This is a genomic window from Flavobacterium sp. LC2016-01 (genome assembly GCF_009711135.1).
Classification (GTDB): Bacteria; Bacteroidota; Bacteroidia; order Flavobacteriales; family Flavobacteriaceae; genus Flavobacterium.
On record NZ_WMIC01000002.1, the window covers coordinates 60,758 to 82,768 of the forward strand.

24 protein-coding genes are annotated in these 22,011 nt (G+C 33.9%); 12 read left to right on the plus strand and 12 right to left on the minus strand.

The features are described from left to right. Positions 1-88 precede the first annotated feature (88 nt). Positions 89-799, plus strand: coding sequence for a HesA/MoeB/ThiF family protein (locus tag GKZ88_RS04700; protein ID WP_155101249.1), 711 nt, complete (start codon positions 89-91; stop codon positions 797-799). On the opposite strand, the gene GKZ88_RS04705 is transcribed toward GKZ88_RS04700, so the two are convergent. The 4 genes from GKZ88_RS04705 to GKZ88_RS04720 all read right to left on the minus strand — a co-directional run bounded on the left by GKZ88_RS04705 (position 796) and on the right by GKZ88_RS04720 (position 3,705). After that, positions 796-1,590, minus strand: a complete 795-nt coding sequence (locus GKZ88_RS04705) for an MOSC N-terminal beta barrel domain-containing protein (protein ID WP_155101251.1) — start codon at positions 1,588-1,590, stop codon at positions 796-798. The two genes, GKZ88_RS04700 and GKZ88_RS04705, sit on opposite strands and share 4 nt — an antisense overlap. Before the next feature lies 1 nt (position 1,591). After that, positions 1,592-2,236 (minus strand): leucyl/phenylalanyl-tRNA--protein transferase, encoded by a 645-nt coding sequence (aat, locus tag GKZ88_RS04710; protein WP_155101253.1) that lies wholly within the window; start codon positions 2,234-2,236, stop codon positions 1,592-1,594. A gap of 190 nt (positions 2,237-2,426) precedes the next feature. Continuing rightward, positions 2,427-2,798 carry a DUF3127 domain-containing protein gene (locus GKZ88_RS04715; RefSeq protein ID WP_133523206.1) on the minus strand — a complete coding sequence of 124 codons (372 nt, stop codon included), beginning with the start codon at positions 2,796-2,798 and terminating at the stop codon, positions 2,427-2,429. A gap of 31 nt (positions 2,799-2,829) precedes the next feature. Then, positions 2,830-3,705, minus strand: coding sequence for a flavin reductase family protein (locus GKZ88_RS04720; RefSeq protein ID WP_155101254.1), 876 nt, complete (start codon positions 3,703-3,705; stop codon positions 2,830-2,832). A gap of 160 nt (positions 3,706-3,865) precedes the next feature. On the opposite strand from GKZ88_RS04720, the gene GKZ88_RS04725 reads away from it, so the two are divergent. Beyond that, complete coding sequence (locus tag GKZ88_RS04725; RefSeq protein ID WP_155101256.1) at positions 3,866-5,017, plus strand: HAMP domain-containing sensor histidine kinase; 1,152 nt, start codon at positions 3,866-3,868, stop codon at positions 5,015-5,017. Positions 5,018-5,133: 116 nt separating this feature from the next. Here the strand turns inward: GKZ88_RS04725 and GKZ88_RS04730 are convergent, their stop codons facing one another. Both GKZ88_RS04730 and greA read right to left on the minus strand, forming a co-directional pair. Next, on the minus strand, positions 5,134-5,523 hold the full coding sequence (locus GKZ88_RS04730) for an HIT family protein (RefSeq protein ID WP_155101258.1): 390 nt from the start codon (positions 5,521-5,523) through the stop codon (positions 5,134-5,136). 71 nt (positions 5,524-5,594) lie between these two features. After that, the gene (greA, locus tag GKZ88_RS04735) at positions 5,595-6,071 is read right to left on the minus strand and encodes a transcription elongation factor GreA (RefSeq protein WP_029271926.1); all 477 of its coding nucleotides are present in this window, start codon (positions 6,069-6,071) and stop codon (positions 5,595-5,597) included. 155 nt (positions 6,072-6,226) lie between these two features. On the opposite strand from greA, the gene GKZ88_RS04740 reads away from it, so the two are divergent. Next, positions 6,227-6,640: a hypothetical protein gene (locus GKZ88_RS04740; protein WP_155101260.1), complete on the plus strand. Its 414-nt coding sequence runs from the start codon at positions 6,227-6,229 to the stop codon at positions 6,638-6,640. A gap of 44 nt (positions 6,641-6,684) precedes the next feature. Here GKZ88_RS04740 and GKZ88_RS04745 read toward each other — a convergent pair whose 3' ends face one another. The 5 genes from GKZ88_RS04745 to GKZ88_RS04765 all read right to left on the minus strand — a co-directional run bounded on the left by GKZ88_RS04745 (position 6,685) and on the right by GKZ88_RS04765 (position 12,972). Then, positions 6,685-8,835 carry a TonB-dependent receptor gene (locus GKZ88_RS04745; protein WP_155101261.1) on the minus strand — a complete coding sequence of 717 codons (2,151 nt, stop codon included), beginning with the start codon at positions 8,833-8,835 and terminating at the stop codon, positions 6,685-6,687. Between the two features lie 278 nt (positions 8,836-9,113). Beyond that, positions 9,114-9,518 carry an alternative ribosome rescue aminoacyl-tRNA hydrolase ArfB gene (gene arfB / locus GKZ88_RS04750; RefSeq protein ID WP_155101262.1) on the minus strand — a complete coding sequence of 135 codons (405 nt, stop codon included), beginning with the start codon at positions 9,516-9,518 and terminating at the stop codon, positions 9,114-9,116. After that, positions 9,518-11,632 (minus strand): DUF4301 family protein, encoded by a 2,115-nt coding sequence (locus tag GKZ88_RS04755; protein ID WP_155101263.1) that lies wholly within the window; start codon positions 11,630-11,632, stop codon positions 9,518-9,520. The genes arfB and GKZ88_RS04755 overlap by 1 nt, the downstream gene beginning before the upstream one ends. Beyond that, positions 11,593-12,216, minus strand: a complete 624-nt coding sequence (pnuC, locus tag GKZ88_RS04760; RefSeq protein WP_155101264.1) for a nicotinamide riboside transporter PnuC — start codon at positions 12,214-12,216, stop codon at positions 11,593-11,595. The genes GKZ88_RS04755 and pnuC overlap by 40 nt, the downstream gene beginning before the upstream one ends. A gap of 27 nt (positions 12,217-12,243) precedes the next feature. Further along, positions 12,244-12,972, minus strand: a complete 729-nt coding sequence (locus GKZ88_RS04765) for a geranylgeranylglyceryl/heptaprenylglyceryl phosphate synthase (protein WP_155101265.1) — start codon at positions 12,970-12,972, stop codon at positions 12,244-12,246. 93 nt (positions 12,973-13,065) lie between these two features. Here GKZ88_RS04765 and GKZ88_RS04770 point away from each other — a divergent pair, with 93 nt between their 5' ends. From GKZ88_RS04770 to GKZ88_RS04780, 3 genes are all read left to right on the plus strand, one after another. After that, positions 13,066-13,662: a Crp/Fnr family transcriptional regulator gene (locus GKZ88_RS04770; protein WP_155101266.1), complete on the plus strand. Its 597-nt coding sequence runs from the start codon at positions 13,066-13,068 to the stop codon at positions 13,660-13,662. 82 nt (positions 13,663-13,744) lie between these two features. Next, entirely contained in the window at positions 13,745-14,032 is a 288-nt protein-coding gene (locus GKZ88_RS04775; protein ID WP_155101267.1) for a hypothetical protein, read from the plus strand. After that, positions 14,029-14,427: a group III truncated hemoglobin gene (locus GKZ88_RS04780; protein ID WP_155101268.1), complete on the plus strand. Its 399-nt coding sequence runs from the start codon at positions 14,029-14,031 to the stop codon at positions 14,425-14,427. Before GKZ88_RS04775 ends, GKZ88_RS04780 begins: the two co-directional genes overlap by 4 nt. A gap of 36 nt (positions 14,428-14,463) precedes the next feature. Here GKZ88_RS04780 and GKZ88_RS04785 read toward each other — a convergent pair whose 3' ends face one another. Continuing rightward, a complete protein-coding gene (locus GKZ88_RS04785) occupies positions 14,464-15,114 on the minus strand; it encodes a 4'-phosphopantetheinyl transferase superfamily protein (RefSeq protein WP_155101269.1) in 651 nt (216 codons plus the stop codon). A 291-nt stretch (positions 15,115-15,405) separates the two neighbouring features. Here GKZ88_RS04785 and ahcY point away from each other — a divergent pair, with 291 nt between their 5' ends. From ahcY to GKZ88_RS04815, 6 genes are all read left to right on the plus strand, one after another. Continuing rightward, on the plus strand, positions 15,406-16,722 hold the full coding sequence (ahcY, locus tag GKZ88_RS04790) for an adenosylhomocysteinase (protein WP_155101270.1): 1,317 nt from the start codon (positions 15,406-15,408) through the stop codon (positions 16,720-16,722). A 233-nt stretch (positions 16,723-16,955) separates the two neighbouring features. Beyond that, the gene (locus GKZ88_RS04795; RefSeq protein ID WP_155101271.1) at positions 16,956-19,274 is read left to right on the plus strand and encodes a patatin-like phospholipase family protein; all 2,319 of its coding nucleotides are present in this window, start codon (positions 16,956-16,958) and stop codon (positions 19,272-19,274) included. Between the two features lie 263 nt (positions 19,275-19,537). After that, positions 19,538-19,822, plus strand: a complete 285-nt coding sequence (locus GKZ88_RS04800) for a hypothetical protein (RefSeq protein WP_155101272.1) — start codon at positions 19,538-19,540, stop codon at positions 19,820-19,822. Between the two features lie 52 nt (positions 19,823-19,874). After that, the gene (locus tag GKZ88_RS04805; protein ID WP_155101273.1) at positions 19,875-20,207 is read left to right on the plus strand and encodes a multidrug efflux SMR transporter; all 333 of its coding nucleotides are present in this window, start codon (positions 19,875-19,877) and stop codon (positions 20,205-20,207) included. Between the two features lie 147 nt (positions 20,208-20,354). Next, on the plus strand, positions 20,355-21,197 hold the full coding sequence (locus tag GKZ88_RS04810; RefSeq protein WP_155101274.1) for a methylated-DNA--[protein]-cysteine S-methyltransferase: 843 nt from the start codon (positions 20,355-20,357) through the stop codon (positions 21,195-21,197). Between the two features lie 82 nt (positions 21,198-21,279). After that, positions 21,280-21,993, plus strand: coding sequence for a 2OG-Fe(II) oxygenase (locus GKZ88_RS04815; protein WP_155101275.1), 714 nt, complete (start codon positions 21,280-21,282; stop codon positions 21,991-21,993). The last annotated feature ends 18 nt before the right edge of the window (positions 21,994-22,011 follow it).

Here is a 22,011-nt window from a genome sequence, read left to right on the forward strand (position 1 = left end):
AGTCATAAAGTCCAAAACTTGACTTTAATCTTTCATTTATAACTTTTCACTTTCGACTTTCGACTTTCAAACTTTAAGACTAAAAAAAATGAGCATTATCAAGGAATTCCTTCGTTACAACAGACAAACTATTCTTCCTGAAATTGGCGATGAAGGTCAGGAAAAACTAAAAAAAGCACGAGTTTTAGTAATTGGTGCCGGTGGTCTGGGCTGTCCTATTTTACAATATATTGCCACTGCCGGCGTTGGTTTTATCGGAATTATGGATTTTGACAGCGTTGAAATTCATAATCTTCACCGACAAATATTATATACCGAAAATGAAATTGGCCAGCAAAAAGCAATCGTGGCAAAAGATGTTGTTTCAAAATTAAACCCGCTTATTGAAGCAGTTGCGATTACTGAAAAATTAACTTCAGAAAATGCTTCGCAAATTATTGCGCAATATGACATCATTGTGGACGGTTCAGATAATTTTACAACACGTTATTTGGTCAATGATACATGCGTTCAACTCAACAAATCCTTGGTTTACGGAAGTATTTTGAAATTTGAAGGTCAGATTGCAGTTTTTAATCATAATGGAAGTAAAAACCTTCGAGATTTATTTCCTGAAATGCCCGATCCAAAAGATGTTCCGAATTGTAATTTGAATGGCGTTTTAGGAACGCTTCCCGGAATTATTGGTAATATGATGGCACATGAAACACTTAAAGTAATTTTGGAATTACCTTCCTTAAAAAATGAACTTATAATTTTTAATACGCTGAATTGGAATTTTACAAAACTGAATTTCTAGAATACAAGAACGTCTCCAACCTTAATATTTCCAGCATTCAAACTCACAATATTGGTTCCGAATAGAACCGAATTGTCTACATTTCTGTATTTGCTTAACGTTTTTAACGGTTCTTTTTTCAAACGCCCATTTTCCGGATCATTATTAACCATAACACATCTTCCGCAGGGTTTTATGTTTTTAAATTGAACCTCTCCAATTGTAAAAGTATTAAAATCATCTTCTTCATGAGGATTTTCAGTGCTTACTACAATGTTTGGACGAAACCTTTTTATTGTGATTTTCTCATCCAATTTATCATTCAAAAAATCAAGGCTTTTTGACCCAATTAATAAATAAGGATAACCGTCTGCCAGACTCACATTAAAAGTCTCTTTTAGTCTAGAGCTTTCGTGTTTACGAGCTCCATTTTTAAGTATTTTGACTAATTTACATTCAAAACCTAAGTGCCGGCTGAACCATTTTGATGTTTCATGATTCACCTCAACAACTTCACTTTTATCATCCCAAACATTAACCGCTAACGAATTTTCTAAATGTTCATCAATAGAAAATTCATGCTTTTGATTTTCAAAAGTAATACTGATTTTCCCATCTGAAATCTGAGGATAAAACTGACTCATAATTCGATGTTCTCTTTGTGTTATCATTTGATTCTCTGCATCAATCAACATCCATCTTCGGTCGTTTTCAAAACCCATTTCTTCAGCTAATGCAGCTTCACAGCTTATTCCTGCCAAACTTTTTATCGGATAAATATAGATTTCTTTTACACTGTAAATTACACTCATTTTACTTACTTTTTAAAATAGACATAAATTCGTCACGATCAATTTCGCGACAGCCTAAACTTTCTAAATGCGGATTATAAACCTGACAATCTAGCAATTTGTAATTTTCTTTTTGCAAATATAAAGCTAAAGCAATAAAAGCGACCTTCGACGCATTTGAAACTTTAGAAAACATACTTTCTCCACAAAAAATATTTTCTTTCCCCAAATCAATTCCATAGAGACCACCAACCAACTTTTCGTCCTGCCAAACCTCAACCGATTTTGCAATTCCTTCTTCATTTAGTTTGCAATATGCATCGATCATTTCGTTGGAAATCCAGGTTCCGCTTTGCCCATCGCGTTTTATCTGCTGGCAATTAGAAATAACTTCTTTGAAATTTTTATTGTAAGTAACTTTAAACATTTTCCGATTCAGAATATTTCGCATGCTTTTGGATATTACCAATTCATCCAGAAACAATACCATTCGAGGATCTGGCGCCCACCAAAGTATTGGTTCTCCTTCATTAAACCATGGAAAAATACCGCTGTTATAAGCAAGTTTTAAACGTTCTGAACTTAAATCGCCACCAATTGCCAGAACGCCTTCTTCATCGGCTTCGGTTACTGGAGGAAAAAATAAATCTTCGAATAGATAATGCATATTTTAAAAAAATCAAATTTTAAATTCCAAATTCCAAACGTGGAGGAAAACCTTTGTCAAAGTTTTGAACTTTGACAAAGGTCTCATAATAGCGATTTTCAATCTTTCAACAAAAAAACAAAATTCCAAACTCCAATTCATTCAACTGAATTTGGAATTTGGAATTTAAAATATTGAAATTTCTAATCTCTTAGAAAGGTAAATCGTCTGGTTCGTCTTCGTTAATGCTAGCTGCTGGAGCAAATGTTTCTGCTGCTGGCATTGGAGCTCCTTGTGCTGGACCTTCTGGAGCTAATCTTTCGATTCTCCAACCTTGAATACTGTTAAAATATCTAGTTTCACCTTGTGGGTTAACCCATTCTCTTCCTCTTAAATTGATAGAAACTTTTACTGCTTCACCTTGCTTATAGCTGCTTAATAAATCGCATTTATCTTGTGTAAATTCGATTAAAATGTGCTGTGGATACTGTTCATCTGTAGTAACTACTAATTCTCTTTTTTTGAATGCAGCACTAACTTGTTGCTCAGGATTAACCACTTTTACTTTTCCTATAACTTCCATCTTCGTCTATAATTAATTATTGTTTCTTTTCTTATTTCTTAGCTAAAAGCACTTTCCAAGCCGATTCAATATCGTCATTATTCAGATATTTTTTGGCTTCTAAATGTACTTTTTCCTGATCATCTGAGCTCAAAACCCCTTTCACAGAAAAATTTTCTTTCACAAATATACTAACTTCTTCCATTGTAGGCAAGGCCTCAATATTTCCTAGTTTGCCGAGGTCATTTCCAGTAAAAACGGGGCTTTCCTTGATGAAATTCGGAATTACATCTACACCTACACCAAGAGTTGTCAACGGTTTTGGCACTTCAAAAAGTCCTTGATTAGATCTTGAATACCAGTCTTTTCCCAACCTTGAAACCAAATCAATTTTATGCTGGTCGATTGCTCCATTTTCATCTAAAATTGACTCATGAATATGCATTTTTACCACTTCACATAAAATCAGATTTCCTGCTCCTCCTTCTGTTCCTAACGGAATAATCTGCGTTATCTTGCATTCAAACTGCACCGGAGATTCTTTTACACGATATGGTTTTACCAAATCTGACGGAATCTGTGTTAAACCGGCCTTTATAAATTCGTTTACACCTTCTGCATATTCGGTACTCGCTAAAGAGGTCTGCTGCACCAAATCATAATTCACAACATTAATTACAACTTCGCGCGTTGCTTCGGCATTAATTAAAGTGTGTTTTACGGTATTGTCGCGAACACGTCTGGCAGGCGAAAAGATCAAAATTGGCGGATTGGCACTAAACACATTAAAGAAACTGAAAGGCGACAAATTAGGAATTCCTTTTGCACTAATTGTACTTGCAAATGCAATGGGACGCGGTCCTACTGAACTTTGCAGATAACCATGTAGTTTTGCCGTTGGTATCTCTTTTGGATCGATGCTAATCATAATTTTTTCTTTTTAACCAAACCTCATTTTGGTAACTGCAAAAGTATAGAAATGGTTTAATCCAAAGAAATTCTTTGAGACATAAAAACAAAAATCTTTAAAGAAAAGCAAAATATAAAATGCGTTTATTTCGTTATATTTATACCTCAAAAATTAATTTATGCATTTTTCTGAACGCAGAAATACAACTCGTTGGGTTATAATTCTTATTTCCTTTTTAATCATTACCTTGATTCTTTGGAACACTTATACTTTTTTCCAAATTTTCAAAAATGAAGAGCGTCTGAAAATGAAGCTTTTTGCCGATGCGCAAATTACAATTGTAAACGCAGACGAAAATACTGATGTTGAACTGCCTCTTCAAATTTTCAGCAACAACACTTCTATTCCGGTGGTATTGATGCTTTACGATAATGTTGTAAGTTCAAAAAATGTTCCTGATGAAATCCTGAATGACAAGAAAAAACTAAAAGCTTTTTTAAAGAATTTAAGTAATGAAAATGAACCTATAACTTTTGAATATGCTCCGGGAAAATATCAACATTTGTATTATGGTAATTCGGCATTGCTTAACAAATTAAAATATTATCCAATTGCTTTATTGCTTATTGTATTTCTGTTTGTTGCTTTGATTTATAACTTTTACAAAAGCACCAAAATGGCCACACAAAACAAGCTGTGGGCCGGAATGGCAAAAGAAACTGCGCATCAAATTGGTACACCTTTGTCATCTTTAATTGGCTGGATTGAGATTCTAAAAACAGAAGATATTGATTCGTCCATCACTTCAGAAATTGAAAAAGACATTACGCGTCTACAGACTATTACAGATCGTTTTTCTAAAATTGGCTCTGTTCCTGTTTTAGAAACGCACGATATTGTTTCTGAAACTTTAAATGCCTTTAAATATTTACAATCCCGTTTTTCAAAACAGGTTGCTTTTACTTATCATACTCCTGAAGATCCTATTATGGTTCAGATAAATCCAATTCTTTATAGCTGGACCATTGAAAATCTGGTAAAAAATGCCATTGATGCCATGAAAGGAAAAGGATTTCTGGAACTTCAAATTGAACAAGATTTACATCATGTAAAAATTAATGTAAAAGACTCCGGAACTGGAATTCCAAAAAAGCAATTCAAGACCGTTTTTGAAACTGGTTTTACCACCAAAAAACGCGGCTGGGGATTAGGACTTTCATTAACCAAAAGAATTGTTGAAGAATACCATAGTGGCAAAATCAAAGTTTTACATTCTGAAATGGGGAAAGGAACTACTTTTCAGATTCAGTTGAATAAAAAAATGCAGTAATTAATTTTACTGCATTTTTTATATTTTTATGTAAAGCCAAACTTTGTGGGGGCTTCTCCCGAAGCTTCGGGATCGCTCAGTCTGATAATCCTCTGTTGAAAAGCAGAAAATTTATTTTACAAATTCGCCTGAATACTTTTAGCTAAATCCTCAAACTCTTCGTTAGAAAGTTTTACTTTGTTTTGAAAGCGCATTTCATCCATATGATTTAATGGAATCAAATGCACATGCGTGTGAGGAACTTCTAATCCAACAACGGCAACGCCTACTCTTTTGCACGGAACTGTTTTTTCTAAAGCAATTGCTACTTTTTTAGAAAACTTCATTAAACCTAAATACAATTCGTCATCCATATCAAAAATCTTGTCGATTTCTTGTTTTGGAATACAAAGCGTGTGTCCTTTTGCATTTGGGTTAACATCTAAAAAAGCCAAGAAGTTTTCATCTTCAGCAACTTTATATGCAGGAATTTCTCCGTTTACTATTTTTGTGAATATAGAACTCATTTTTTCTGGTTAATCGTTTAACTGTTTATTCGTTTAACCGATTAAACAGTTAAACGATTAAACTAAAATATTTAGTCTCTTGAAATTTCAAGAATTTCAAATTTCAAAACACCATTCGGAACCGTAATTTCGGCTACTTCTCCAACTGATTTTCCTAATAAGCCTTTTCCAATAGGAGAAGTTACTGAGATTTTTCCAGTTTTCAAATCGGCTTCACTTTCTGCAACAAGCGTGTATTTCATTTCCATTCCGTTGCTTTGGTTTTTAATTTTTACATTAGATAAAACCAACGCTTTCGAAACATCTAATTGTGATTCGTCAATTAATCTTGCATTAGAATACACTTCTTCCAGCTTAGCAATTCTCATTTCTAATAACCCTTGTGCTTCTTTTGCTGCATCATATTCTGCGTTCTCAGATAAATCACCTTTATCTCTCGCCTCTGCTATATCTTGAGATGCCTTAGGACGCATTACACTTTTTAAATGCTCCAATTCATCTTTCAACTTTTTTAATCCTTCTGCTGTATAATAAGATACTTTACTCATAACTTCATCGTTTATATAAATACAAAAAATCCCATCGGGACGGGATTTTGTATTACAAATATACTATTATTTTTAATAGTACATAATTATATGTTAATCATATAAAAATCAAAACTAAATAATTTATTTTTGTTTCACTAATTCGTATTAAAATAATGAAAAAAATCTGGCTCTTAATCGTCTTTGTTTGTGCACTTTCTGCCTGTAGCGACAGTGAACGCAGCAATAAAAATCCTTACATTCCAAACTACTCTGTAAATTTATCTGTAGATATGAATTTGCCAGCTTATTCGAATTTGAAATTTGTAAGTAATGGAGTCATTGTTCCAAACTTTGGAGCAAAAGGAATTATTGTTTTTAATGCCGGAAGCGGTTATAATGCTTTTGATGCTGCCTGCCCTAATCAAGAACTTACTTCATGCACTGCAATGACAATTGATGGCATAAACGCAGTCTGTTCTTGCGATAAAACGCAATATAGCTTATTTACTGGTCTTGGCGGAAAAGAATATCCTTTGAAACAATATCGTGTCGAAGTTATAGGATCTGTGATTCACGTTTATAATTAAAATAAAAAAGCCTGAAAGTTTAAATTTTCAGGCTTTTTTATTTTTTAGAATTTCAAAGTTAATCCAGCTAAGAAATTAATTCCAGCCTGCGGATAATAATATGGGTAAACATCCCACATATAGCCGTTTGAAACATATTTTTTGTCTAGAATATTATTTACCAAACCTGTGATCATAATAGATTTGAAAACCGATTTTGGTTTTATTTCATAAGATACATTCAAATCGTTCACAAAATAATCTGCCAGTTTTGCTGATGGCAATTCAATATTATTCATGTATTGCTCGCCAACATATTTCTGCAATAATGAAATATGCAGACTCTGAATTGGACTGTAAACAATTATATTTCCTGCAATAACTTCTGGAGAATAAGCAATTTTAGTTGTTCCGTAATTTTGTCCATCAACAGCCAAATCAACGTTTTTATTACTGCTTAAAGTAAAGTTTGGTCGAAGGATAAATTGTTCCGAAAGTTTAATTGTAGCATCCAATTCAAAACCTAAACGGTAACTTTTATCAGTATTAGCACGAATTGGTGAACCAACATCGTCTAATGTTCCGGTTAAGATTAACTGATCTTTGTATGCCATATAATAAAAGTTAGAATTCAACTGGAATTTCTCCGAATTAAATCTCCAGCCTAATTCAAAATCATTCAATTTTTCTGGTTTCACATTGCCGCCTTCATAGTCTGTTCTGTTTGGTTCACGGTTAGCGCGTGCATACGAAAAGTACAAAGTATTTTTTTGGTTGATTTGATAATTTAAACCCGCTTTTGGATTGAAGAAATTGAAATTATCATCTACGATTCCAGTTTCATAAGAATTTGCTTTATACTTTACATTTCTGTATTGTAAATCACCATAGAAACTCAATTTTTCTGTAAACTGATAATTTGCTTTTGCGAAAATATTACCATCTGTTTTTGTTGAAAAATCGTCATAATAATGATCTCCCAATTCTGACTGCGAAGCATATCTCGCCCAGATTACTTTTCCGTAATGATCTCCTTCATATTTATTCCAGCCTCCGCCAAAAATAACATCCAGTTTTTCATCTTTATATTTAACAGAAAAAGTGGTTCCGTAGAAATCATTATCTAACCATTTTTGGCGCACTAAATCGGTTGTTGTAATTGCTCCAACCGGATTTAAACCATAATCAGCCATATCAGCATCTTCTTTGTAATTCTCATAATATCCTTTCCCTTTTGTGTAATGGAAAGCTAAATTAGAACTCCATTTATCTGAAAATGATTCGCTCCAATGCAATTGGTAATGATCTTGCTGATAATTATCGGTTTCATTATCATAAAAACGAACATTTCCAGCTTCATCGGTGTACATTCCAGCCGAATTGAAAGTTCGATTTGTATTTAAAGTTTCCTCATCAATTCCGTTCCAAGATTGGTACGTTTTTTCGGTTCCACCAAAAACTAATGCTTTAATTAAAGTTGTTTTGCCAACATAAGTTCCCTGCAAGAAATACGATTTCAAATCAGAACTCGCTCTATCTACATAACCATCCGATTTGATTCTAGACAAACGTCCAGCCAATTCAAAATGATCATTTAATAAACCTGTACTGAATTTTACTGTGTTTTTTTGCGAATTAAAACTTCCAAACGAACTTGAGATTTCTCCATTTGCTTTAGAAGCATAACTGTCAGTAAGCATGTTTAAACTTGCTCCAAAAGCTCCTGAACCATTTGTAGATGTTCCAACGCCGCGCTGTAATTGAAGACTTTCTACAGAAGAAGCAAAATCGGGCATGTTTACCCAGAAAGTTCCTTGGCTTTCAGCATCATTATACGGAATTCCGTTGATCGTAACATTTACTCTTGTAGCATCGCTTCCGCGGACTCTGATTCCGGTATAACCTATTCCGCCTCCAGCATCAGATGTTGTTACTACAGATGGCAGATAATTCATCAAAACTGGAATATCCTGACCAAGATTTCTGAATTTAATTTCTTTTTTATCCATATTACTAAACGTAACCGGAGTTTTTGCAGTAACACGAACCGCTGATACCAATACATCATCAAGCTGATTTACTTTGGTAGAATCCTGCTCTTGAGAAAAAGAGAATAGAGAATAGAATAAAGAAAATAGAGTAAAGAAAATAGATGTTCGGTTCAACTTAGAACCTTTGTAACTTAGTACCTTAGTACCTTTAAAAATAGTTTTCATTCGTAAAAAATTACGAATAAAAGGGGGAATTATTCTTTTGTTAAATTAATAAATTGTTTCACGACAAAATAAAGTGTGCACGCTCGATAGTGTCGTTTTTTCCCTTAGCAACATTACTCGCTCAGGTTCTTTGGGTATGATCTCAGCTCGTTATTTAGAGCACCCCTTTGAGACATTGCAAATGTAATGTGTTAAATTCCAAAAAACAAATTCCAAATTCCAAAAAACTAACTTTTCACATTGGCTTTTTGGAATTTGGAATTTAAAAAATTGGAATTTTAATCCAAGTTAGGTTTCTTGCGTGATTGTTTTATTTCAGAAACATTCTTTTTATCCTTAATACGCTTTTTGATTACAGATTTTGGAATCTTGGTTGCTTTACGAATTTTCGGAACAAACAATCCTTTTTTAATGATTTCTAAAAACCGTTTTATAACAATATCTTTATTTTTAAGCTGACTTCGATCTTCGTCACAATTTAAAATCAGTATATTTTCGGTTGTTAAACGATATGCAATATTGGTGAGCAAAAGCAGTTTTTCATCATCAGACAAAGCTTGCGAAGCATTTAAATCAAAAGTCAAAACGACTTTTGATGAAACTTTGTTCACGTTTTGTCCGCCAGCTCCACTACTGCGAACGGCTTTAAAACTTAATTCTGATATGATTTTATCAATATCCATTATTGTGGCTGATGTGGTGCTTTCAGTAAATCGTTTACCGTTTTCACCGGATTAAAAGTAATTAACGGGACTGCAACAAAAATAGTAAGCCAGTGTGCCATTGAACCGTTCCATAATCCAGGCAGTTCATAGTTTTTAACTGTTTTGCCTTCAACACTTTTCTCTACAATAAAACCTGTTTTTTGATCCACAAAGTTTTGCAGATCAAATTTTTCACCTTTATAATTTTTAATCCCGCAAACTAAATCGACCGGATTAAAGTGAGTGGCTTCAGCTAAAATCTTAGACTGTTTTTTATCTGATAAATCAACTTGAGACGTTTCAACTATCTGAAGTGATTTTATTCCTTTATCATTCATAACCCAAAATGGTCCTCCGCCAGGTTCGCCTTCGTTTTTTACCATGCCGCAAACTCTGATTGGACGATCTAAAAGTTCTTTGATTTTTCCGATTTTATTCTCGAAAGTAAACATATTAAAATCACTTGATATCTGAATATTTAATTCTTCTGACAAAAAGAAAATCATTTCTTCTAACTCGCTTTCTCCTATTTTCTTCTGATCAATCGCATTTAAATAATTGAAAACTTTTTGCTGCGCTTCAATCAAAATTCCAGCCAACGCTTTTTTGTACAATGTGATTTTATCAATATGGTTTTGAATCACATTATCAATATTCTTAATAAAAATAACATCGGCTTCCAGTGTGTTTAGATTCTGAATCAAAGCACCGTGTCCGCCTGGTCTAAAAATCAGCGCTTCATTTTTATCTCTGACTATTCTGTTTTTTGTATCAACAGCAATAGAGTCTGTACCAGCATTTTGATAAGAATAGCCAATATTAATTTGAATGCCAGAATCCTTCTCGACTTTTTGCTTTAGCACTTCAATTTCTTTTTCGAATAATCCTTGATGCGCTTCAGTTACTGTAAAATGTAGATTCGAAACTTTATTTGAAGAAGCATAATGTACACATTCGTTTAAATGTTCTTCAATAGGATTTGCGATATGATCTTTGTATTTATGAAAAGGCAAAACTGCTTTTGGTTTATCTGCAAAAGCAAAATACTCCTGAGAAAGCAATGTTTTTATAAAGTAATAATTTTTGTAATCGCGTTCTAAGTTTTCAAAATCAGGATAAATTGATTTCAGTTTTTTCTCCACTGCTTTAAAAAACGGAAACTTGTCCATTGCTACAATAAAAATTGAAAGCTCTTTATTTTTTTGCCTGTTTATGTAGGCATTTATTGTTTCTTTTTCAATATCAAAATCATTCAAGAAAGCTCTTAAAAATTTAAACATTCTTGTTGCAGCTCCCGAAGCCGGAACGAATTTTTTAATTTTAAGTTTTTCTTTTTGTGAATCAAAAAAAACCGCTTTTTCTTCAAATTCTGATTCAGAGAATTCTAAAATTCCATTCTCAGTTGTTGCCGGACTTATTAAATTGCTTTTTGTAATTCCTTTTTTAAAAATTTTCAATTGTTTCAGAACATTATCAACAGAAATTCCACGTTCATACAACTGAACAAAATCTTCTGAAGAAAAACCACGTTCTTTAGCCATAGCAAGTTCAGCAATGATTGCAGTTGCTTTTGACAATCGGCTTTCTTTATCACCTGACAATGTTATGAAGGGCTTTTTTGTATCAATTAAAGTTTGTTTAAAAACAGAAAACACCGTTTCTCTTCCGTTTGGAGAATCTCTAATATCATCTTTTTCCCAAGGAACATCAATATCTGTTAGGAAAAACAAGTCGTATTCATGATCAAGTGCGGCCTCATTTAAAAGCGGATCGCAAAAGCCATAATACATTTCAGAAAAAACTTTAGTAACCATTAAATTAGTATCGCAAAAGAGGTATTTATTTGCTTGAGAAAGTTTTTCATTTTCTAATGCAGTTTGTCCGTATGCGATTGGCATCATATCATCAGCCACACAAATATGCTGATTTTCCTCCCATTTTTCCTGCAGGTAATCACGTGCAAATTCAGGAACCCATTCAGTTTCATAGTAATCTGCAAGCTGTTTTGCTAAAGTCGTTTTTCCCGTACTTTCGGGCCCAAACAAAGCAATTTTTATGATAGTTGTTGTTTGCTGTCTAAGATTTTTCTCCATTCTAAATAAGCTGAAATAGCCAAAATTGTAAAAATTAAATATTGAAGTGACATCATCCCTAAGCCGCGATAAGCATAAAGAGGCACTACAATAATGTCGCCAATAATCCAAAGTGTCCAGTTTTCGATTTTTTTCCTGGCCATGTACCACATTCCTGCAAAAAATATTCCTGACGAAATCATATCGACATAATTGTCTGGATTGATTTTATAATCGAAATATTTATAAATCCCGAAAACTACAAAAACAGTAACAATAAACAGTACGATTCCGATTATTTTTTCATTAAAACTTGTACGAGTAATAGGTAAATTATCTTCTACCGTGCCTCCTCTCGCCCATACATACCAGCCATAAATGCTCATAATAGAGAAATAGGCATTGATAATCATATCACCAATATAACCAGCAATATATAATAGATACACTGAAATTACAGTTGCAATTAATCCCGTTGGATATACCCAAATATTTTCTTTTTTAGCAAACCAAACACTTAAAATTCCGAAAACAAACATCAAAAATTCTAAAGCAATATGCCACAATGGTTTGTCTACATAACTATTAAGAAAAAAATCAATCATTGGGTTAAGCGGTTTTTGGGTTGTTGTTTATGATTCAAAAAAATGGCTGTCGTTTTCAAAAGCAGTTCCAATAACTACTAAATCTGCACCTGCCTTATGCGCTTTTTGAATTCCGTGCAAATCTACAATTCCTCCTCCAACAATTATAGGAATTTCGATATTTTGCGCAATTAACTGTATCATTTCCAGCGGCACTGCGTTTTTAGCACCGCTTCCGGCCTCTAAATACATTAATTTATTTCCCAGCATTTCTCCAGCTTGTGCCGTTGCCAAAACCAAATCAAAATTTTCGCGATTAAGCGGTTTTGTTTTACTGACACGCGCCACTGCTGTTTCGTTACCGCTTTCAATCAAAATATAGCCTGTAGAAATAACCTCTAAATTTGTCTTTTTTAGAATTGGCGCAGCCTGAACCTGATATTCAATTAAATAATCTGGATTTCGGCCTGATAATAAAGACAAAAACAAAATTGCATCGGCCTGAGGTGAAATTTGCGACGGATCACCTGGAAAAATTACCACAGGCAAATTTGTTTTTTCTTTTAATTGGCCAATTAAAACTTCTAAAATTTCAGTTTCAACAATACTGCCTCCTACGAAAATATGCGTAGCCGGAGATTGATTTATTTTTAGTAATAAATGATCTAAGTTTTCCAGTACAATTTTATCAGGATCTAATAAGATGGCCAATAATTTTTGTCCCTTCTTTTTAGCCTCTAAAATCTGTTGGTGTATATTGAGTAATTTTTGCGCCATAGTGGGCGTAAAAGTAAAAAGTTTTTGACGTAGAAGAACTATCTTGAATGAATTATATTTGTACAACCGTCACTGATAACCAATGAAAAAATTATGATTGCTGCTTCACTATTAGAAAAATATGGCGCCTTAAAAAAATCCTTCGAAAAAAATGATATTATTTTTGAAGAAGGAAATCTGCCAACGCATTATTATCAGATTATTTCGGGCGAAATTAAAATGAGTAATTACAATGATGACGGACGCGAATTTATTCAAGGAATATTTTATAAAGAACAATCTTTTGGAGAACCTCCTTTGTTTTTAAACCAAAAATATCCCGCCAATGCAATTGCGGTCGAAGACTGTGAAATTTTTCTTCTGCCAAAATCTAAATTCATGACACTTCTTGAAGAAAATCCTGCAATAAGTATCAAGATAATCGAAAATCTCGCACAGCGCTTATATTATAAATCAGTAATGGCTGCCGAAATATCAACACATGAACCGGAGCACCGGGTTTTAAAATTAATCGATCACGGAATTGCTTATTTTAATTTTAAAAAAGATGCAAACGGCCACCTCATTAATTTTACCCGACAGCAAATTGGCGATTTAACTGGCTTGCGTGTAGAAACCGTAATCAGAACCATAAAAGCATTGGAAAAAAAAGGCGAATTAAAGATTATAAACCGAAAAGTATATCGATAAAAAAGTTCTTGTTTTATGATTAAAATCATAAAACGCACCGGTATTGTGCCTGTACCTTTGTTGGTATAAAAAACACAATATCATGACACTATATCAATCAACATTCGAAAATTTCAATAAAAATTATATTGGTTCTGCAACAATGGCTGTAATTGGCCAAAGCTGTCTAGGCGCTGCAGCAGCAATGTATATTCTTTCACACGGAACTTCAATTGGACAAATGATTCAATTAGGTATAATAGTATTAGCTTGTATATTAGCAAATACTTCTATCTTGGCACAAATGAAGCACAAAGTCGTTTTTAACTTCATTCTGACAAGTGTTGTATTAAGCATTTTATTTATCATTCTGAATAATTTTATAGTATGAGAAAACAAATCGAAAATAGAGCTGATGTTGCCTTTTTAGTGCATCAGTTTTATGCTAAAATAAGAGCCGATAAAGAAATCGGCTTTTATTTTAACGAAATGATTACCGATTGGGACGCGCATCTCGAAAAACTGACTGATTTTTGGGAAACTAATTTATTTGCGGTTCGCAAGTACAAAGGAAATCCGCATGCGGTTCATAATGAGGTTGACGAGCATTTTGGCAGTAAGATTACAGCAAACGAATTCGGAATTTGGCTAAATTATTGGGCGCAGACATTAGATGAGCATTTTGAAGGTGAAAACGTAGAAACGTTAAAAAGACGCGCCAGAAAAATGAGCACTTTTTTGTATATGAGTATGTTTCAGCATCGAAAAAAAGAAAGTGAAGTTTAAAAACTGAAAACTGTCACTGCGACTGCAACTAAAAAACTACTTTTCAAAAGCATAAACCAAAGTAAAAGTCCCTTCAAAATTATCTGATTTAACTTCTTGATAATAGACATTAAAATCTTTCACCAAGTCGTCAAAATGAAGACTTGCCTGTGTTTGTTCTTTTTCTAAAGAAAAATCTTCAACCAAAATATGATCTTTAAAACTGATTCCTTTTTCGTTTCTAATTTTAAAGATTGCCTCTTTTGCCCCCCAGATTACTGTTAGTTTTTTTATATATTCTGCCGTAAATTCCGGTTTTAAATAACTGCATTCAAAATCAGTAAATTTATCCGCAATTTTCTGAATTTTTTCACGCTGTAATTCCATGTCGATTCCAACCGTTTCATGGCTTATAATTATGGCTGCAAAATGATATGAATGTGTTATTGAAATATAATTATGACAATCAAAATACGGTTTCCCAAATTCGTCATAATGCAAATCTTTATCTGTAAAACCCATTTCCTGAATCAGCATTCGAACGCTCAAAAAAGCACGCTGATGCATTTGTGATTTCATTCCGTCCAGTCTCTTTTGTGTTTTTTCTTTCAGTACAACTTTGCTCAATAATTCTTCGAGAGATTCTGTTATTTCCCAAATTAAAATTTTTGTCGTTTCGTTGAATTGTATGGTCTGAAATAGAGGCATTACTTTTTAATTATGAATTATGAGTTGTGAATTATAAATTATTTTTCTTTTGAAAATGAAATTTCTAATTGAATGTCTGGTCTTTTTAGCCCTGATGGGAGCGGTATCCTTTTTCTGGCTTCTTTAGCCAGGAAAAGATATAGCGGACAGCAGGATTAGCTCCTAAAAACCTTTATAACTAACTTTCTAGAGATTAAGAAATTAAAGATTTCACAAATCTGAGAGAAATTAGTAAAATTCAAAAGGTATTCCGTAAATTTGCAAAAATTTTACAATACAAATATACTATAAATGAGTACTACAACTACGCCTTTTGTGGCTTTCAAAGTAAAAGACATTTCTCTAGCGGCTTGGGGAAGAAAAGAAATTGAACTAGCTGAAGCTGAAATGCCAGGTTTAATGGCGCTTCGTGCTGAATATAAAGACGAACAACCTCTTAAAGGTGCTCGTATTGCTGGATGTTTGCACATGACGATTCAAACTGCGGTTTTGATCGAAACTTTAATTGCTCTTGGTGCTGAGGTTACTTGGTCTTCTTGTAACATTTTCTCTACTCAGGATCAGGCTGCTGCTGCTATTGCTGCTGCTGGAATTCAAGTTTATGCTTGGAAAGGTCTTGATGAAAAATCATTTGACTGGTGTATTGAGCAAACTTTATTCTTTGGTGAAGACAGAAAACCATTGAACATGATTCTTGATGACGGTGGAGATTTAACTAACATGGTTATTGATCGTTTCCCAGAATTAGTTCCTGGAATTAAAGGTCTTTCTGAAGAAACTACAACTGGTGTTCACAGACTTTACGAAAGAGTAAAAGCTGGAACTCTTCCAATGCCTGCAATCAACATTAACGACTCTGTTACTAAATCTAAATTTGATAATAAATACGGATGTAAAGAATCTGCTGTAGATGCTGTACGTCGTGCAACTGACTTAATGTTAGCTGGAAAAAGAGTAATCGTTTGTGGATACGGTGACGTTGGAAAAGGAACTGCTGCTTCTTTCAGAGGTGCTGGATCTATTGTAACGGTTACTGAAATCGATCCAATTTGTGCTTTACAAGCTGCAATGGACGGTTATGAAGTTAAAAAATTAAACACTGTAATTGCTAATGCTGATATCATCATTACAACTACAGGAAATAAAGATATCGTTCTTGGGGAGCACTTCGAGCAAATGAAAGACAAAACTGTTGTTTGTAACATCGGACACTTTGATAACGAAATTGATATGGCTTGGTTGAACAAAAACCACGGTGCATCTAAAATCGAAATCAAACCTCAGGTTGACAAATATACTATCGCTGGAAAAGATATCATCATTTTGGCTGAAGGTCGTTTAGTAAACCTTGGTTGTGCTACAGGTCACCCAAGTTTTGTAATGAGTAACTCATTTACAAACCAAACTTTGGCTCAAATCGAATTATGGAAAAACAGCGCTGCTTACAACAATGACGTTTACATGTTGCCAAAACATTTAGATGAAAAAGTTGCTGCTTTGCACTTAGCTAAATTAGGAGTTGAACTTGAAGTTTTAAGAGACGATCAAGCAGCTTACATTGGTGTTGAAGTTCAAGGTCCATTCAAACCAGAATACTACAGATACTAAATTGATTTTAGATTTAAGATTGTAGATCTTAGATTTTTAATACATATTCAAACCCGACAGGTTTTAAAAATCTGTCGGGTTTTCTGTTTTTAATAGATTTTTCGAAATAAATAAGACATCCATTTCTGAAAAAAGAAAAGATTTCTTTCAAAAAATATGTTTTTTAAGAATAACTGCTTAATTTTAAGAATTAAAATAAGTTACTATTTCTCAAATACTTAAACAGTACAAACTTGAAAAAAACATCTTATTTATTCGTCTTCTTGCTTTTCATGTGTCTTCCTCACATCATTTTTTCTCAGGAAAAAAAACCTAAAGTCGTTTTGGTCTTAAGCGGTGGCGGGGCAAAAGGAATTGCCCATATCCCGCTTTTGCAAAAACTGGATTCACTGCACATTGTTCCAGATCTTATTGTTGGAAATAGTATGGGAAGCGTCATAGGCGGTTTGTATGCTATGGGATATTCTGGTGACAGCATTGAAAAACTAACGAAAAGTATTAATTGGGACAAACTTCTTGGCGGAGGCCAATCATTACGATCTGTTAGTGCCGAAGAAAAAAGAGAATTTCAAAGATATGTAGTGGGAATTGGTGTTAAAGATGGAAAACTCAATAGTGTTGGCTCTCTTTTAAACGATCAAAATCTAAGAGAATACCTTTCTGAATTAACCTTTCCTGTGTATAATGTCAGAGATTTTGACAGTCTTCCGATACCATTTAGAGCGATGGCTACAGACTTGGCAGAAGGCAAAGAAGTCATTTTAAACAAAGGCAGTTTAGCGTATGCCATGCGGGCCAGTATGTCCTTGCCTGCGATTTTTAAACCAATGCCTTACGAAAAAACAGTGTTAGTAGACGGAGGAGTATTAAATAATTTCCCGACTGATGTTGCCAAACAAATGGGTGCCGATATTATTATTGGAAGCGACGTAGGAGGAGGAATGGAACCAACAGATAAGCTAAATAATTTGATGACCATTTTGATGCAAACGAGTATGTTTCCGAGCAATATTAAAAATCCGGCAAATCGTGATCTTTGTACAATTTTGGTCGATCACTTACCCAATTTGCGTTTCTCAACCGCTGATTTTGCAGATAGCGACGAAATCTACAAAGACGGTAAAATAGCAACAAATCAAAATCTTCCGGCTTTAATTGCTTTATCAGAAAAACTAAAAGCATTTCCGCAACGCACGCACGCATTACCCGATATGCCCAAAGAATTTGTTCTAGACACGATAGTTTATAAAAAAATAAGTCCCGAAAACCTTCCTTTGGTAGTTGGAAGAGCAAACCTTAAAACCCATGTAAAATATACTACCAAAGATTTAATCGCAGGTATTAACAGAGCTATGGGAACCAATCTTTTTGACGAGATTACCTACAGCTATTTCATCAAAGATAAAGACAAACTCGGCATTACATTGTTCGGATTTGAACGTGCCAAAAACCAGCTCAACACATCAATTCATTACGATACTTATAGAGGCGTCGGAATCATTTTTAATTACACCGGAAGAAACATTCTCGCAGACGCTTCCCGCCTTTTGATAACCGCCGATATTGCAGAACAGCCAAAAGCCAGAATCAACTATCAGAAAAATTTTGGTGGGCATAGAGAATGGTGGTGGGCAACTGAAGCTTATGGCGCTTTGCTCCGACAAGAAATTTATATAAATGGCAAAGCCTCAGACAATATACTTTATAATGCTTTTGAGTTCAACAATGAGGTAAACAGAAATCTAAATTCCCTGAAAAGCTACTTTGGTTTTGGCCTAAACTATCATTACACCAATTTAAAACCAAAATACGATCGGGAATACAACCCAAACTCCATTTCACTAAACAATTACAGCTTTAATAATATCGAATTCAACATGCATTATTCCTATAATGATATGGATAAAGTTTTCTTTGCTACAAACGGAACGATTATAAAATCAAACCTATCACGATCATTCTTAACCGATATTGATGCCTCTTTCTCTGACCCAGATTTAGCCCCTGTTTCTGGCAAAACAAATGGTTACACAAAATTTGGCTTCGGTATTGAAAAGAGACTATCCTTAAAAAAGAAAATTACAGGAATTATTGGGTTTGATTCTTATTTTATTTTTCAGGATAAACTTAAAGAAAATCAAATTGATTTTTCAGGATTTGGTTATGCCTCAAAATATTTCATAGGTGGTATTATTCCAAGTTCTGGCAGTAATCGTTTTTCATTTGCGGGTCTGCACGAAGACGAACTCAATGTCACACAATATATGGGACTAAAACTCGGATCTCAAATAAATCTTACCGGAAAAATTTATCTGACGCCACATTTTAATATTGCAACTGTAGGTTTTGATACTTTCGACGATTATATCGACCACGCCTTTAACCCAAAAGGAAATTGGGATGATAATATTGAACCTAGTCTTGTAATATCAGGTGGAGCCGCTATTTCCTATCAATCTATTTTAGGCCCAATCCATTTTGACACTTCATGGATAAATAATATTGACAAAGTAAGGTTGTTTTTCAGCGTAGGATTGTCTCTCAACCCGTAATAGAACTGAATTACTTCTTAAATCTAAAATCAAATATCAGAAATCTAAAATCATCAGGGCGTGCCATTATTTAAAAAAAGGCCCAAATATACTTTGAGTCGATTAGGGCCTTTTCTTAAATAATGTCGGGCTATCCGCGCTACTTCGGTAGCCAGCTTCTATCCCTCACGCAAACGTAGACCAAGAACTTTAAATATTCTCATATTATTTTGTGTCTCCTGAAATTTTAAATTTAAATTTGAACTCCACAACATCAAAAAAATATGATCGAAAAAATTTTATGTGAAATACATGGTTCAAAAGAAATGACTTTCGCCTGTATTCACATTGCAATGGCAATAGACTCAAAAGAAAAAGTAGGCTTTTATTATTCAGAAGTCAAAGAAGATCTTCCGCAAATTGCATGGTGCGGAGAATGTGAACAATGGCTTCTTGATAATGGAGAAGAATGGACTAGTGTTTTTCAAGCCAAAGCCGATTTTAAAATGCTGTGCATTGATTGTTTCGATGAAGTTAAAAACAATGAAACAGAAATTCACATTCGATAAATAAATTCTTTTCCGTTTCAAACAAAGCTTAACTTTGTAAAAAACACGAACCATGAAGAACTTTTTATTTTTATTCATTGCTATAATTTTCGAAATCATAGCAACTTCGGCATTAAAAAAATCTTCAGAATTCACTAAATTAATTCCGAGCATCATTACCATTATTGGTTATTGCGGTGCATTTTATTGTTTAAGTTTTGCCATCAGAACAATTCCTGTTGGTTTTGCTTACGCCATTTGGTCTGGAGTCGGGATTGTTTTAATTACAGCAATTGGTGCTATTTTCTTCAAAGAAATACCAGATTTGCCGGCTATAATTGGACTGAGTTTAATTGTTATTGGTGTTATTGTAATTAATGTTTTTTCTAAAACTGTGGCGCATTAAAATTTTGTTTCAAGTTTCAGGTTTCAAGTTAGTACAGAACATGAAACTTGAAACTTGAAACAAAAACAACAAAAATCTATTTCCGCAAGTTTCGGATTTTATACCTGCTAAAACCAATCGATCTTTGCCTTATAAAATGGAATAAAAATGAACACACAAGAAACCATTAATTATAATCGTATCGCAGAAGCTATCGATTATATCAAAGCAAATTTTAAAGAGCAGCCCAATCTTGATGAGGTTGCGGAGAAAGTGCACTTGAGTCCGTTTCACTTTCAAAGGCTTTTCAGCGATTGGGCTGGCACAAGTCCGAAGAAGTTTTTGCAGTATACAAGTTTAGAACACGCCAAGAAATTACTCAAAGAAAATCAAGCAACCATTTCTGAAACGGCTTATGAAACGGGTCTTTCAGGAACCAGCCGACTTCACGATTTATTTGTAAATATTGAAGGAATGACGCCAGCCGAATATAAAAACGGCGGTAAAAATCTGGAAATAAACTACAGTTTTGCCGAAAGTCCCTTCGGAAATATTATTGTTGCATCTACTCAAAAAGGCGTTTGTTTTATGGCTTTCGCCGAAGAAGAAGCAAACGGATTTGACGCTTTAAAAGATAAATTCCCGAATGCGCAATTCTCTAAAAAATTAGATCTCGCACAACAAAACGCTTTATTTATATTTCAAAATGACTGGAGCAAATTATCTGAAATAAAACTGCACTTAAAAGGAACCGATTTTCAATTGAAAGTTTGGGAAACCTTGCTTAAAATTCCGATGGGACAACTTTCAACTTATGGTTCTATTGCACAAAAAATCGAAAAACCAAATGCCTCACGAGCCGTCGGAACAGCAATTGGAAGCAATCCTGTTGCGTTTTTAATTCCGTGTCACCGCGTAATTCAATCTTCGGGAATTTTTGGCGGTTATATGTGGGGAAATACGCGAAAAACAGCCATAATTGGCTGGGAAGGTGCGCAAATAAATCCATAAAAACTGCAAAATTTCAATACTCAAAATTCCAAGTTCCAAGGATTAATCATTCATTGGAAATTTGACTACATCTAAAATTCTTATGCAAAATATACAACAAAAAATTGCTTCTCAAAATTGGGAAAGCATCACCGAATCTATGCACGAAAATGGCTTTGTCATTATCCCGAATGTACTCAATAACGAACAATGTGAAGATTTAAAATTCGATTACGAAAATCCAAATCTTTATCGAAAAACGGTTGTAATGGAACGTTATCGATTTGGTTTGGGCGAATATAAATATTTCAATTATCCATTGCCCGATTTAATTCAGGACATCAGATCTTCGATTTATCCAAAATTAGCACCAATCGCAAATGCATGGATGAAAGCACTGAATATCAACACTATTTTTCCTCATTCACATCAAGAATTATTAAAACAATGTCACGATAATAATCAACTTAAAGCAACGGTTTTAATTTTAAAATATGGTGAAAGCGGATTCAACACTTTGCATCAAGATTTATACGGCGATATTTATTTCCCGATTCAAATTGTGCTTTTCCTTTCAGAACCCGAGGAAGATTTTACCGGAGGCGAATTTGTTTTGACACAGCAAACGCCGAGAGCGCAATCGAAAGCAATTGTTTTAAAACCTAAAAAAGGAGATATTTTAGTTTTCACAACCAATTTCAGACCTGTAAAAGGTACAAAAGGATATTATCGAGTAAATATGAAACATGGCGTTAGTGAAATTTATTCGGGTGAACGATACACATTGGGGATTATTTTTCATGATGCGTTATCTTAATTTAGAGGTGCAAAGATT